Source organism: Burkholderia sp. AU6039 (assembly GCF_002223365.1).
Lineage (GTDB): Bacteria > Pseudomonadota > Gammaproteobacteria > Burkholderiales > Burkholderiaceae > Burkholderia.
Genome location: NZ_NKFK01000003.1, coordinates 488,106 through 501,740 on the forward strand (window position 1 = coordinate 488,106; position 13,635 = coordinate 501,740).

Below are 13,635 nucleotides of genomic sequence, written 5' to 3' on the forward strand. Positions count from 1 at the left end.
GAGCGAGGGTTCATGTCCGACCTGTTTCAAGTCGAGCCGCGCCGCCCGCTCGCCGAGGCGCTGCGGCCGAAGACGCTCGCCGAGGTGATCGGCCAGACGCATTTGCTGGGCGAAGGCAAGCCGCTGCGGCTCGCGTTCGAATCGGGCAAGCCGCATTCGATGATCCTGTGGGGGCCGCCCGGCGTCGGCAAGACGACGCTCGCACGGCTCACCGCGCTCGCGTTCGACTGCGAGTTCATTGCGCTGTCCGCGGTGCTCGGCGGCGTGAAGGACATCCGCGAGTCGATGGAGCAGGCAAAGGACACGCTGAACCGCACCGGCCGCCACACGATCCTGTTCGTCGACGAAATCCACCGCTTCAACAAGGGGCAGCAGGACGCGTTGCTGCCGTTCGTCGAGTCGGGGCTCGTGACCTTCATCGGCGCGACGACCGAGAACCCGAGCTTCGAGGTCAACTCGGCGTTGCTGTCGCGTGCGCAGGTGTACGTGCTGAAGTCGCTGGACGACGACGAGATGCGCCAGTTGCTGAAGCGTGCACAGGAAATTGCACTCGACGGCCTGTCGTTCGACGACAAGGCGATCGATACGCTGGTCGGCTATGCGGACGGCGACGCGCGGCGCTTCCTGAACCTGCTCGAGCAGGCTCAGACGGCGGCCACGTCGGCCGGCACCGCGACGATCGATGCCGAATTCGTCAGCAGCGCAATGACGCTGAACGCACGGCGCTTCGACAAGGGCGGCGACAACTTCTACGACCAGATCTCGGCGCTGCACAAGTCGGTGCGCGGTTCGAGCCCGGACGGCGCGCTGTACTGGTTCTGCCGGATGATCGACGGCGGCGCTGATCCGAAGTATCTCGCGCGGCGGATCGTGCGGATGGCGTGGGAAGACATCGGCCTCGCCGATCCGCGCGCGCTGCAGGTGGCGAACGACGCGGCCGAAACCTACGAGCGCCTCGGCTCGCCGGAAGGCGAGCTCGCGCTCGGGCAGGCGGTGATCTATCTCGCGTGCGCGGCGAAGAGCAACGCGGGCTACAACGCGTTCAACCAGGCGATGGCGTTCGTGAAACAGGACAAGTCGCGCGAGGTGCCTGTGCATCTGCGCAACGCGCCGACCAAGCTGATGAAGGAACTCGGTTACGGTCACGCCTACCGTTACGCGCACGACGAGCCGAATGCGTATGCGGCCGGCGAGACGTACCTGCCGGACGGGATGCGCGAGCCGCGCTGGTACCAGCCGGTGCCGCGCGGGCTCGAATCGAAGATCGCCGACAAGCTCGCGTGGCTGCGCGAACTCGACCGCGAGGCCGGCAAGAAGGACTGACCGGGCAACGTCCGGCGCGGCCTGCGCCGGTGCCGCGAACGCGTCAGCGCTTGCGGGCCGGCTGCTTCTTCCAGTAGCCGAACGGCTCCTGATGGCACTCGATGTCGAGTTCGGTGACGCGGGCGTGCAGGCTCTGCTGTGCATCCGCGATCGCGAGGTTGTAGATCGCGGGCGCGATTTCCTCGACGAAGAAGTGCAGCAGGGCACCTGCCTGGATATTGCCGATCGGCTCATCCATGTTTTCTGTGAAATAGCGTTGCAGCGACGCGATCGCGCGGTCGCGTACGTCCTTCTCCAGTTCGATGGCCATCGGGGTCCTTGAGTCGTTGTGACGGGGGGCGCGTGCCTCGTTCGATGCGTTGCGGCGGGCACGCCCGGGTGTTTCGCGATCCGCGGCGCGTCGATGCCGCGCGATTTCGCGGGCGCCGACGGGCGGTCCGGCACTGCGATACTGCCATGGCCGTCGCGCCACGGTCATCGCCCGTTTGCAGCATTGTCCGTCCGGCCAGTGCCGTGGCAGCCCCGCGGTGCGTTAGAATTCCCGTCTTACACAACGATTCTCCAAGTCCTCCCATGCTCGACATCCAGTTGCTGCGCAAAGACCTCGACGGCGTCGCCCAGCGCCTCGCCGATCGCGGCTACACCCTCGACATCGCCGCCTTCTCCGCGCTCGAAGCGGAACGCCGCGCGATCCAGACCCGTACCGAAGAGCTCCAGGCGCGCCGCAACAGCCTGTCGAAGCAGATCGGCGCGATGAAGGGGAAGGGCGAGGACACGTCGGCCGTGATGGCCGAGGTCGGCGGGATCGGCGACGAAATGAAGGCGGGAGAAGCCAAGCTCGGCGAGATCCAGGCGCGCCTGTCCGACCTGATGCTGGGCATGCCGAACGTCGCGCATGAAAGCGTGCCGGTCGGCAAGGACGAAGCCGACAACGTCGAGGTGCGCCGCTGGGGCACGCCGCGCCAGTTCGATTTCGAGGTGAAGGATCACGTCGACGTCGGCACGCCGCTCGGCCTCGATTTCGAGACCGGCGCGAAGCTCGCCGGCGCGCGCTTCACGATGCTGCGCGGCTCGATCGCGCGCCTGCACCGCGCGCTCGCGCAGTTCATGATCGACACGCACACGCAGCAGCACGGCTACACCGAGACGTATACGCCGTACATCGTGAACCCCGAGATCCTGTACGGCACGGGCCAGCTGCCGAAGTTCGCGGACGACATGTTCCGCGTCGAGAAGGGCGGCGAGGACAACAAGGTCACGCAATACCTGATCTCCACGTCGGAAATCTCGCTGACCAACACCGTGCGCGAGTCGATCGTCGACGCGTCCGCCCTGCCGATCAAGCTGACCGCGCATTCCCCGTGCTTCCGCTCGGAAGCCGGTTCGTACGGCCGCGACACGCGCGGCATGATCCGCCAGCACCAGTTCGACAAGGTCGAGATGGTGCAGGTCGTCGCGCCGGAAACGTCGTACGCCGCGCTCGACGAGATGGTCGGCCATGCAGAAGCGATCCTGCAGAAGCTCGGCCTGCCGTACCGCGTGATCACGCTGTGCACGGGCGACATGGGTTTCTCGGCCGCGAAGACGTTCGACCTCGAAGTGTGGCTGCCTGCGCAGAACACCTATCGCGAGATCTCGAGCTGCTCGAACACCGAAGCGTTCCAGGCGCGCCGGATGCAGGCGCGTTTCCGCAATGCGCAGGGCAAGCCGGAGCTCGTGCATACGCTGAACGGTTCGGGTCTCGCCGTCGGCCGCACGCTCGTCGCGGTGCTGGAGAACTACCAGAACGCGGACGGCTCGGTCACGGTGCCGGAAGCGCTGCGTCCGTACATGGGCGGCATCGAGCGTATCGACGCGCCGGCACAGGCGTCGTAACGCGGCCGTCAAAGCCCTCGCAAAAAAAATTGCAGAAAGGGCTTGTCAGCTGCGAAGCGATCGTCTTATAATCTTTTTCTCGCGGAAACGACCAGCCGCGAGATGCAGCAAGGAAGGAGAGGTGGCAGAGTGGTCGAATGTACCTGACTCGAAATCAGGCGTACGGTTTCCCCGTACCGTGGGTTCGAATCCCACCCTCTCCGCCAAAATACGAAGCCCCTTGATCCGGAAGGATCAAGGGGTTTTTCGTTTTGGGTTCGCGGTGCGTGCGTCGAGTCGCAAGCCGTTGTAGTGGCAACAGCTCGACCTTCGGCAATTCGGATCGTGCAGATGCGGGGGCGCCCACCGCATGCATGATCGTGCCGCGTCCTCGATACAGCCGCGCTGAATGGCAAACGCAGCATCGATCGTGCTGAATGCCGCGATGATCGTGCCGACGCCGACCCAAGGTGGCCGCGCCACTACCTGTACAACGTGATCGCGAGGATCGTACTCGGCGTACCGTCGATCGTCGTCGTGCGCCGCTGGATGGGGCGCGACAATCGGGCCGCGCGCGACGCATTCGACCTGATCGCACTGACCGGCCTCGTTATGCACGTCCGGTCTTTACTGCTTTCTTCAGCTTTAAGCCCGCGCTTCCCGGGCCGTTAACACGGGGCGGCGGCCGGCGCTCGTGCCGGATCGCATCGTTCCCCGTCGATTCAAGGTCCCATGAAGCTGAGCTACAAGATTCCCCTCGCATTCGCTGTCGCGCTGCTGCTGATGTTCTGTGGCGCGCTGTACGGTATCCACATTCTCAATCGGTCGATCGATACGTTTGCCGACGACGTGCAGACGAACGTCGGCGAGGAACGGCTCGTGTCGGCCACGCTCGTACAGTTCAAGCTGCAAGTGCAGGAATGGAAGGACACGCTGTTGCGCGGCAAGCAGCCCGACAAGCTCGACAAGTATTGGCAGGCGTTCCAGACGCGCGAGCGGACGGTCGACACGCTCGCCGCGCAGCTCGTTCACCAGTTGCCGCCCGGCGAGAGCCGCTCGCTCGTCGAGCAGTTCATGCGCGCGCACACGGCGATGGGCGAGGGTTACCGGCGCGGGTTCGACGCGTTCAAGGCGGCCGGCTTCGAGCCGTCGGCGGGCGATGCCGCGGTGGCGGGCGTGGACCGCGAGCCGGCGGCGCTGCTGGAGCGGGCCGCGAAGTCGATCGCCGACGAGAGCGCCGCGGTGTCGGCGCAGGCGAGCCGCGACGCGCAGCACGCCACGACCGCGAGCCTCGTGCTGATGCTGGTCGTGCTTGGCGTCGCGATGGTGGGCGCGTTCCTGTTCAGCCGCGCGATCCTGCGTCCGCTCGACCGTGCGGTGGCGTGCGCGCAGGCCGTCGCCGAAGGCGACCTGACGCGCGACGTCGACGCGGCCGGCCGCGACGAGATCGCCGATCTGCTGCGCGCGTTGCAGACGATGCAGACGAGCCTGTCGGGCGTCGTGCTCGAAGTGCGTACGCACGCCGAAGCCGTCGCGACGGCGAGCGCCCAGATCGCGTCGGGCAATCATGACCTGTCGGCGCGGACCGAGGCGCAGGCCGCGTCGCTCGAAGAGACGGCCGCCAGCATGACAGAACTCACGGGCATCGTCCGCCAGTCGGCCGAGCACGCGCAGCATGCGGCGCAACTGGCGCACGACGCGTCGAACATCGCGGCGGCGGGCGGCGGCGTGATGACGGATGCCGTCGGCACGATGAACGGCATCGCCGACAGCTCCGCCAAGGTTGGCGAGATCATCGCGGTGATCGACGGCATCGCGTTCCAGACCAACATCCTCGCGCTGAACGCAGCGGTCGAGGCGGCTCGCGCGGGCGAACAGGGGCGCGGCTTCGCGGTCGTCGCGGCGGAAGTGCGCACGCTCGCGCAGCGCAGCGCAGCCGCGGCGAAGGAGATCAAGGGGCTCATCGAGCAGTCGACGAAGCGGGTCGACGAGGGCGCCGTGCTGATCGGCCGGGCGGGCGAATCGATTCACGAGATCGTCGGCGCGGTGCAACGCGTCACGACGATCGTCGGCGAGATCTCGTCCGCGTCGCAGGAGCAGAGCGGCGGCATCCAGCAGGTGAACATCGCGGTGACGCAGATGGACGAAGCGACGCAGCGCAATGCGGCGCTCGTCGAGCAGGCCTCGGCCGCGACGCAGGCGCTGGCCGAGCAGGCGAGCGCGCTGCGCCATGCGGTGGCCGTGTTCAGGCTGCCGGAAATGGCGTGATGGCGGCGGCCGTCGCGCCAGACTTCGAGGGAACCGGGGCCGGCGCGGCGTCGGCTTTCAGCGGCGCGCCTGTGCCGATCGATCCCGGCCCGTCCCCCGCGATCACGCCGCGGCCGGATACTGCGCGAGCACCCGGGCGCGGATCGACGGCTTGATGTTCGACTGCGCCATGTTGCCGCCGTAGTGCGCGACGACGCGCGGATTCATCACGCGATACCAGAGCGGCGGCACGTACGCGAACAGGATCATCGTCGCGTAGCCGGCCGGCAGTTGCGGCGCATCGTCGAAGTGGCGCAGCGCCTGGTACGAGCGCGTCGGATTCGCATGATGGTCGGCGTGCCGCTGCAACTGGTACAGGAACAGGTTGGTGACGACGTGATTGCTGTTCCACGAATGCTGCGGCGTGCAGCGTTCGTAGCGGCCGTTCGGCAGCTTGCGGCGGCCGAGCCCGTAATGCTCGACGTAGTTCACGACTTCGAGCAGCGACGCGCCGTAGACGGCCTGGATCACGAGGAACGGAATCACGACCTTGCCGGCCATCGCGATCGCGATGCCCCACACGACGACGGTCATCGCCCACGCGTGCAGCACTTCGTTGCGCCAGGTCCACGGCGAATGCCCGAGCCGTTCGAGGCGGGCCTTCTCGAGCCGCCACGCCGAGCGGATGCTGCCGGTCACGGTGCGCGGCAGGAATGCCCAGAACGATTCGCCGTAGCGCGCGCTCGCCGGGTCCTCCGCCGTCGCGACGCGCACGTGGTGCCCGCGATTGTGCTCGACGTAGAAGTGGCCGTATGCGACCGGCGCGAGCGTGATCTTCGCGAGCCAGCGCTCGAAGCGGTTGGTCTTGTGCCCGAGTTCGTGCGCGGTATTGATCGAGATGCCCGTCGCGGCGCCGAGCGACAGCGCGAAGCCGACGTAGTCGTACCAGGCGAGCGCGTGCGTGCCGACGATCCAGACGCACGCGAAGAACGCGACATATTCGACGAGGGTCGCGAGATAGACGATCAACCGGTAGTAGCGCTCCCGTTCGAGACGCGGCACGACGTCCTCGGGCGGGTTGTCGCGATCGTCGCCGATCAGCGTGTCGAGGATCGGGATCACGCCGAACGCGAACAGCGGGCCGAACCACCAGAATACGTGCAGGCCCGTCGACAGCGCGAGCTGGGCGGCGAGGATCGGCAGCGTGATCGTCAGCGCGCCGAGCAGCCACAGGTAACGCTTGCCATCCGACCAGCCCGAAGCCGATCCGTGGGTCATTGCCATTGCCTCCCTCCTGCCGGCCGGCCCGAGGGCGGCCGCCTGTACGATTGTTCGAATTTTCGTTGGTCCGCGAAGCACGCGCGGTCGAGCCGGATCGTCACCCGGTTCTGCCTGTTATACGACCCACGCGCACGGTTGCCAAACTCCGGCACTAGGCGCGCGGCTCCAAACGGACGGGCGTGTGCGGCGCAGGCAGGGAAGGGCCCGCGCACGCTGATTGAAACATGCGGGGAACACCGGATCGACCCGTACGGCCGACACGGTTTGTCAGACGGATGGCGTGTCGTGACGCGTGCGGGTGTCGGCGCCACGGGTTCGCAACAAATGTTGCAATGCAATATCGAGAGGGCGGCAGGTGCCCGTGATATCTATTTCCGGGGTCTCCAATCTTACGGATCATTACGGCTTTCGCGCTGAAATCCACGGGCTCTGACGGGCAACTGCCGCATGTCGCAAGGCGACTGCCGGCATGCGTCGAACGAGGCCGCCGCAACCGTCTTTCGGCGGCACGCATCGGCATCGCGATGCTGCACCTGCACACGAACGGGCCGACTGGCCGCCGGCGGTGCGTGCTGCCTTTCGATTCGCGCTGTCATTTGAAAATAACGATTTGACTCATGCCCCGCTTTCGGTTGAAGCTAGTAGCTTGCTGTCCGAAGGGGGCTGTGCCTGCATGAGTTCGACCTTGACCGTTCGTCGTATCGTTGCCGACCAGGGCGGCGTGTATCGCGAACTCCGCGCCGCATCGCTGCGCGAGCCCTACGCGCCCGGCGAAGCGCCGGAGGCCGAATTGCTGAACGTCGAAACGGACGCGGCGTCGGCGATTGCCGCGCAGCGCGCCGTGTCCGACGAGTCGACGACTTTCCTGCTGTATACCGAAGGCCATCCGGCCGGCATGATCGGCGCGTATTTCGACAATACGCCCGATCGGCGTGCGTTCGTCAGTGAGCTGTGGGTGGCGCACGCGGTGCGTCATCTGCGCGGCGGCGTGCTGCTGCTGGAGACGGCCACCGCCTGGCTCGCCGAGCGCGGTGCCCAGGACGTCTACGCGTGGATTGCCGATGCGAACCGCAACGCGATCCGCTTCTACGAGCGGGCGGGTTTCGGCAATACCGGCGAACACGCGCCGATCGCACGGATGCCCGGCGCGATGAAATCGCTGTACGTATCGCAGATGAAGCACTGACGTGACGTCAGAACGCGGGCCGCACGGCGCGATGAGGATGGGGTCGCCCGCTTGCCTGCCCGCATGCCGGTTGCGCGCCCGCCCGGGCCGCCGCCACCCGGTTCCCCAAAAATAATGGCCGCACGCGTGGACGCCTGTAAAATACGCAAAAAATTTTTGCAGAGTGTCCATGTCGCTTAAAAAATCGCCATTCTTCGAGCTGCGCAGCGGATCGGTCGATACGTTGCTGTTCACCGTGAAGACGACCGATCTCGACGCGTTGCGTACCGAACTGGTCAAGCGCTTCGAAGCGACTCCCGAGTTTTTCGCCGACGATGTCGTCGCGATCGACGTCCGCCGCCTGGCCGACGGCGAACGCGTCGCGCTCGCGGACATCCGCCAGATGCTGAACGACGTGCGGATGCGTCCGGTGGGCGTCGTCGCACTGGCAACGCAGGGCTGGGCGGGGGAAGCCGGCCTGCCGTTGCTGGAGGCGCGCGATCGCCGCGCGCCGGCCGCAAAACCTGCCGACGAAGCGGAACCGGCGGCAGTGCCAGCCGTCGAGCCCGCCACCGCTGCGGCAGCCGCAGCGGCGCCCGAACAGCCGTCGGAGCCCGCGCCGACGCCCGTGCAGGCCGGTGGGCAGACGCTGGTGATCGACCGGCCGTTGCGTTCGGGGCAGCAGATTTACGCGAAAGGAGACCTCGTGGTGCTCGCGCCGGTCAGTCACGGCGCGGAGATCATCGCGGAAGGCAATATCCACATCTACGCGCCGTTGCGCGGCCGCGCACTCGCGGGCGTGCACGGCAATCACGACGCGCGCATTTTCTGCACGTGTCTCGAGCCGGAACTGATTTCGATCGCGGGTATCTATCGAACAACCGAGAACCCGTTGCCCGCCGAAGTACTGGGCAAATCGGTGCAGATCCGGCTCGAAGAGGAAAAACTGATGATCGAACCGCTGCGCCTGACGTAAAACACGCGGAGCGCTCCGGATCGATCGGCTCTCATTGACGAACACAGGGTATTGGGTAAATGGCAAAAATCATCGTGGTGACCTCGGGCAAGGGCGGCGTGGGCAAGACGACGACGAGCGCGAGCTTTGCGTCCGGTCTCGCGCTGCGCGGCCACAAGACGGCCGTGATCGACTTCGACGTCGGCCTGCGTAACCTCGATCTCATCATGGGCTGCGAGCGCCGCGTGGTGTACGACCTCGTGAACGTGATCCAGGGCGAAGCGAACCTGAACCAGGCGCTGATCAAGGACAAGAAGTGCGAGAACCTGTTCATCCTGCCGGCGTCGCAGACGCGCGACAAGGATGCGCTCACGCGTGACGGCGTCGAGAAGGTGCTGAACGACCTGGTCGCGATGGACTTCGAATACATCGTCTGCGATTCGCCGGCCGGTATCGAGGCGGGCGCACTGCACGCGATGTACTTCGCGGACGAAGCGCTGATCGTCACGAACCCGGAAGTGTCGTCGGTGCGTGACTCGGATCGCATTCTCGGCATCCTGTCGTCGAAGACGAAGCGCGCGACCGAAGGCAAGGATCCGATCAAGGAACACCTGCTGATCACGCGCTACAGCCCCAAGCGCGTCAGCGAAGGCGAGATGCTGTCGCTCGAGGACATCAGCGAGATCCTGCGCATCAAGCTGATCGGCGTGGTGCCCGAGTCGGAAGCCGTGCTGCATGCATCGAACCAGGGTCTGCCGGCCGTGCATATCGACGGTACCGACGTGGCGGAAGCGTACAAGGACGTCGTCGCGCGTTTCCTCGGCGAAGACAAGCCGCTGCGCTTCACCGATTACCAGAAGCCGGGCCTGCTGCAGCGCCTCTTCGGCAGCAAGTAACGGAGGCCGCCCATGTCCATCCTTTCGTTTCTCCTCGGCGAGAAGAAAAAGTCCGCATCGGTCGCGAAGGAGCGCCTGCAGCTCATCATCGCGCACGAGCGCGTCGGCGGCCGGCCGCCGGCCGATTACCTGCCGGCGCTGCAGAAGGAGCTGGTCGCGGTCATCTCGAAGTATGTCCATATTTCGGACGATGACATCCGCGTGAGCCTCGAGCGCCAGGACGATCTCGAAGTCCTCGAAGTGAAGATCGAGATCCCGCAAGCCTGACCGTTGCAGGTATCCCTCCGCACGGCGGCACTCGCCGCCGTGCGCGTCTTACGCCCTGTTGCACTTTCGGGCATGCCGTAACACGGCGTCTGTCGGCCGTTACCGCGCCTCCCGCATTGAACGAATACGCTCGCGTAACTTGTTCAACCAGGAGGTTGTGATGGCTGTCTCTACCGTTCAACGTCGTATCGTTTCGCTCGCCTTGCTTGCCGCGAGCCTGTCAGCCGTCGTCGCGCCGCTTGCCGCGCATGCGGACGAGATTCTCGTCGGCACTCCCGTGATCGTGCCGCAGGGCCGCATGGTCGTCGCCGAGCCGGTCGCCGTGCGCACCGAGGAAGTCGTGATCGTCGCGCCGAACGCGCCGCCGCCGGTGCGCTACGAGGTCGTGCCGGCCTCGCGCGTGGGCTACGTGTGGGATCGCGGGCACTGGCACTGGGAGCATGGCCGCTACGTGTGGATCGGCGGTCACTGGGAAGCCGAGCGCGTCGGTATGCAATGGGTGCCGGGCCATTGGGACCAGCGCGGTCCGAACTGGTTCTGGACCCGTGGTCACTGGGCCTGATGGAGCCGGACGATGAAAAGAACCGCAATCGCCATCGCACTCGTCGCGATCACGCTGGCCGGATGCATCGTCGTGCCGGCGCGGCCCGTGTACTACCGGCCGGCGCCCGTCGTGATCTACTGAGCGTCGCGCGGGCCACGCTGTGCCGGGTCGTGCGTCCCGGCTGCGGCCGGCTCGTCGTCGTGCGGCGCCGGTGCATGTGCTGCGCCTTCGGCCGGCACGGTGGCGGGGGACGCTTCGTCGCCCTTGCCGCCTTCGTCGCGCAGCGTGTCGAGCGGATCGGCGGGCGCCGCGGCCGCATCCTGCGGCTCGGTGACGCCGGTTGCCGCCGCCGCGCTCGCCGCGGTTGCCGCAGTCGGTTCGGCGGCCGTGACGGGCGGCGCGAGATAGCGCAGGGCGAGCGTTTCGTAGAGCGGTGGCGCGAAGAAGCGCGACACGCGGCTCGACACCAGCGCGGTGGCCATCAGCGAAATCACGAGCGCGTGACCGTTGATCATCTCCATCACGATCACGAACGAGGTGATCGGCGACTGCGTGACGGCCGCCATGTAGCCGACCATCGCGAGCGCGATCAGCATCGGCAGGCTCATGTTGCTGAACACGAGATGCAACAGGTTGCCGAACCCGGCGCCGATCGACAGCGACGGCGCGAAGATCCCGCCCGGGATGCCCGGCAGGTACGACGCCACCATCGAAATCATCTTCAGGAACGGATAGAACACCGACAGATGCTGGCTGCCGTCGAGCAGGCCGCGCGCCTCGGCATAGCCGCTGCCGAAGGTCGTGCCGCCCGATACGAGGCCGACGACGGCGATCGCGAAGCCGCACAGCGCGGCGAACCTGATCGGCCGCTCGCGATACAGGCCCAGCAGCTGCGCGGGCAGCCAGCGTCCCGTGTTGAGCAGCAGCCAGCAGAACAGGCCGCCTGCGATCCCCGTGACGATCGCGGTGACCAGCACGGCGAGCGCGAGCAGTTTCGGAAAATGGGGGCCGGCATCGATCGTGCCGAAATACGTGTAGTTGCCGTTCAGCCCGAGCGCGACGACGCCGGCGAGGATGATCGCGGTGATCAGCACGCCGCTCGCGCGCGCGGAGAAGCTGCGCGTCAGTTCCTCGATCGCGAACACGATTCCCGCGAGCGGCGTATTGAACGCGGCCGACAGCCCGGCCGCCGCGCCGGCGAGCACCAGTTGGCGTTCGATCTGCGCGTTCGAGCGCGGGTAGAAGCGTCGCAGGTTGAACATCAGCGCCGCGCCGACCTGCACGGTCGGCCCTTCACGGCCGATCGTGAAGCCGCCCAGGATGCCGAGGAACGACACCAGCACCTTGCCGAACAGGATGCGCAGCGTCAGCAGCCGGGAGCCGAACGCGCTCGGGCGCGCGTGCAGCGTCGCGATCACCTGCGGGATGCCGCTGCCCTCGGCGCCGCGGAAGAAGCGCCGCGTGATCCATACCGACAGCGCGGCGATGGCCGGCGTCAGCAGCAGCGGCAGCCACGCGGCGTGATCGCGCATCGTGCGGAAGGTTTCGTAACCCCAGTCGATCAGACGCGCGTAGAGCACGGCCGCGAGGCCAACGACGATCGCACCGAGCCAGAACACGCCGTACTGGCGCCAGATCCTCAGCGAACGACGGGTAAGAGCGGGAAACAGGGCGGGAAGAGCGGGGCGTGGCATCGACGCGGGCCGGTAGGCAAAGATCGAATTATAAAAAGAACGGCATGCGTGCGGGGTGCGACAATAGCCCACCAACGAGATGCATTTTGTTGCAAAAGTAATGTTAGCGTAATGTTCGCGATGGGTAACCATCGTTAGCATGCCAAATTGGCTTGCCTATCCCCACACATCGTGAAACGTATCCTCATCGTGAAAGTGACGTCGCTCGGCGACGTCGTCCAGACGTTACCCGTCGTCGCGGATCTGCATCGCGCCTTTCCCGGCATAACGGTCGACTGGGCGGTGGATGAATCGTGCGCGGAGGTCGTGCGCTGGCATCCGGGCGTCAGCCGTGTCCTGGGCGCGCCGCTGCGCCGCTTCAAGAAGATGCGCAGTCGCGGCGACCTGAAGGCGATCACGGCGTCGATCGGCGCGCTGCGGGCGCATCGCTACGATGCGGTGATCGACCTGCACGGCGTCTACAAGAGCGCGATCATTTCGGCGCTCGCGCGCGCCGCGCGCCGCGTCGGCTACCAGACGCAGGATCTCGGAGAAACGGGCGCACGCTTCGCGTATTCGCATCGTTTTGGCCCGCGGCCGGACTGCGACGCGTGGCACGGGATGCGCGTGAGCGCCGGCGAGGCGCTCGGCTACGCCCCCGAGGGTATGGCCACGTACGGCATCGTCCCGCCGCGGGACGTGAACCTGCCGGCCGCCGTGACCGATGGCGCCCCATTCATGCTGCTGTTCCATGCGACGTCCAACCCCGACAAGAAATGGCCGGCCAACCACTGGGCCGCGCTCGCCACGCAGATGATGGCGCGTGGCCTACGCGTGCTGTTGCCGTGGGGATCGGCTGCCGAGCATGACGATGCGCAGGACATCGCCGCACGCGCGCCGGGTTCGGTCGTGCTGCCCGCGATGACGGTGCGCGAGCTCGGCGCCGCGCTCGGCCGGGCTGCGCTCGTGGTGGGGGTCGATACGGGGTTCGTACACATGGCGCACGCGCTGCAGCGGCCGACCGTGATGATTTTCGTCGCGACGTCGCGCCATCATTGCGGGATCGGCGGCGCGCCGAATGCACTGTCGATCGGCGAGCCGGGCATGATGCCGTCGGTCGACGAGGCGCTGGACGCGATCGGTACGGTCAGCCCGGCCTACGGCGCGCTGCGCGCGCGGATGACCGCCTGACGAAGCGGGGTGTGCCGGTTCAGGCGAGCAGCGCCTCGACCGTGACGACGGCGGCGACGGCCGCCAGATTCGCCAGCAGCGCCTCGAACACGAGGCCGCGCCAGGTCTGCGGCCGGAAGCGCATCGCGAGCAGGATCGCGCCACCCAGCGCGAGCGCGAGGATCAGGACGAGATCGGCATTGCCGAGGCGGATGTTCATGGCGGCGGCTCCTTCGGGGCGGGATCCCGGGCGCGCGCAG

Annotated in this window: 13 protein-coding genes and 1 tRNA gene; 10 read left to right on the forward strand and 4 right to left on the reverse strand. The window is 66.7% G+C overall.

All coding sequences use genetic code 11. From position 1 onward, the window contains the following. The first annotated feature begins 12 nt into the window (after positions 1–12). Positions 13–1,323, forward strand: coding sequence for a replication-associated recombination protein A (locus tag CFB39_RS04825; RefSeq protein WP_089472320.1), 1,311 nt, complete (start codon positions 13–15; stop codon positions 1,321–1,323). Positions 1,324–1,366: 43 nt separating this feature from the next. Here the strand turns inward: CFB39_RS04825 and CFB39_RS04830 are convergent, their stop codons facing one another. Beyond that, positions 1,367–1,633, reverse strand: a complete 267-nt coding sequence (locus tag CFB39_RS04830) for a DUF2164 domain-containing protein (RefSeq protein WP_047850576.1) — start codon at positions 1,631–1,633, stop codon at positions 1,367–1,369. Positions 1,634–1,896: 263 nt separating this feature from the next. Between CFB39_RS04830 and serS the strand changes: the two genes are divergently transcribed. The 3 genes from serS to CFB39_RS04845 all read left to right on the forward strand — a co-directional run bounded on the left by serS (position 1,897) and on the right by CFB39_RS04845 (position 5,445). Beyond that, complete coding sequence (gene serS / locus CFB39_RS04835) at positions 1,897–3,198, forward strand: serine--tRNA ligase (RefSeq protein WP_089424732.1); 1,302 nt, start codon at positions 1,897–1,899, stop codon at positions 3,196–3,198. 115 nt (positions 3,199–3,313) lie between these two features. Beyond that, positions 3,314–3,404: transfer RNA gene (locus CFB39_RS04840), tRNA-Ser, on the forward strand. Positions 3,405–3,909: 505 nt separating this feature from the next. Then, positions 3,910–5,445, forward strand: coding sequence for a methyl-accepting chemotaxis protein (locus CFB39_RS04845; protein WP_089472321.1), 1,536 nt, complete (start codon positions 3,910–3,912; stop codon positions 5,443–5,445). Positions 5,446–5,547: 102 nt separating this feature from the next. Here CFB39_RS04845 and CFB39_RS04850 read toward each other — a convergent pair whose 3' ends face one another. Further along, complete coding sequence (locus CFB39_RS04850; RefSeq protein WP_089472322.1) at positions 5,548–6,708, reverse strand: alkane 1-monooxygenase; 1,161 nt, start codon at positions 6,706–6,708, stop codon at positions 5,548–5,550. A gap of 670 nt (positions 6,709–7,378) precedes the next feature. Between CFB39_RS04850 and CFB39_RS04855 the strand changes: the two genes are divergently transcribed. From CFB39_RS04855 to CFB39_RS04875, 5 genes are all read left to right on the forward strand, one after another. Further along, complete coding sequence (locus tag CFB39_RS04855) at positions 7,379–7,891, forward strand: GNAT family N-acetyltransferase (RefSeq protein WP_174968547.1); 513 nt, start codon at positions 7,379–7,381, stop codon at positions 7,889–7,891. A gap of 169 nt (positions 7,892–8,060) precedes the next feature. Further along, entirely contained in the window at positions 8,061–8,846 is a 786-nt protein-coding gene (gene minC, locus CFB39_RS04860; RefSeq protein WP_089472323.1) for a septum site-determining protein MinC, read from the forward strand. Positions 8,847–8,905: 59 nt separating this feature from the next. After that, complete coding sequence (minD, locus tag CFB39_RS04865) at positions 8,906–9,721, forward strand: septum site-determining protein MinD (RefSeq protein WP_046545140.1); 816 nt, start codon at positions 8,906–8,908, stop codon at positions 9,719–9,721. A gap of 12 nt (positions 9,722–9,733) precedes the next feature. After that, positions 9,734–9,988: a cell division topological specificity factor MinE gene (gene minE / locus CFB39_RS04870; RefSeq protein WP_006476634.1), complete on the forward strand. Its 255-nt coding sequence runs from the start codon at positions 9,734–9,736 to the stop codon at positions 9,986–9,988. Positions 9,989–10,148: 160 nt separating this feature from the next. Continuing rightward, complete coding sequence (locus CFB39_RS04875; protein ID WP_089460559.1) at positions 10,149–10,550, forward strand: YXWGXW repeat-containing protein; 402 nt, start codon at positions 10,149–10,151, stop codon at positions 10,548–10,550. Between the two features lie 116 nt (positions 10,551–10,666). On the opposite strand, the gene CFB39_RS04880 is transcribed toward CFB39_RS04875, so the two are convergent. After that, positions 10,667–12,226 (reverse strand): chloride channel protein, encoded by a 1,560-nt coding sequence (locus tag CFB39_RS04880; RefSeq protein ID WP_089472324.1) that lies wholly within the window; start codon positions 12,224–12,226, stop codon positions 10,667–10,669. Positions 12,227–12,397: 171 nt separating this feature from the next. Between CFB39_RS04880 and waaC the strand changes: the two genes are divergently transcribed. After that, positions 12,398–13,396, forward strand: a complete 999-nt coding sequence (gene waaC / locus CFB39_RS04885; protein WP_089472325.1) for a lipopolysaccharide heptosyltransferase I — start codon at positions 12,398–12,400, stop codon at positions 13,394–13,396. Positions 13,397–13,415: 19 nt separating this feature from the next. On the opposite strand, the gene CFB39_RS04890 is transcribed toward waaC, so the two are convergent. Further along, positions 13,416–13,595 carry a hypothetical protein gene (locus CFB39_RS04890; protein ID WP_039343411.1) on the reverse strand — a complete coding sequence of 60 codons (180 nt, stop codon included), beginning with the start codon at positions 13,593–13,595 and terminating at the stop codon, positions 13,416–13,418. Positions 13,596–13,635: the final 40 nt, after the last annotated feature.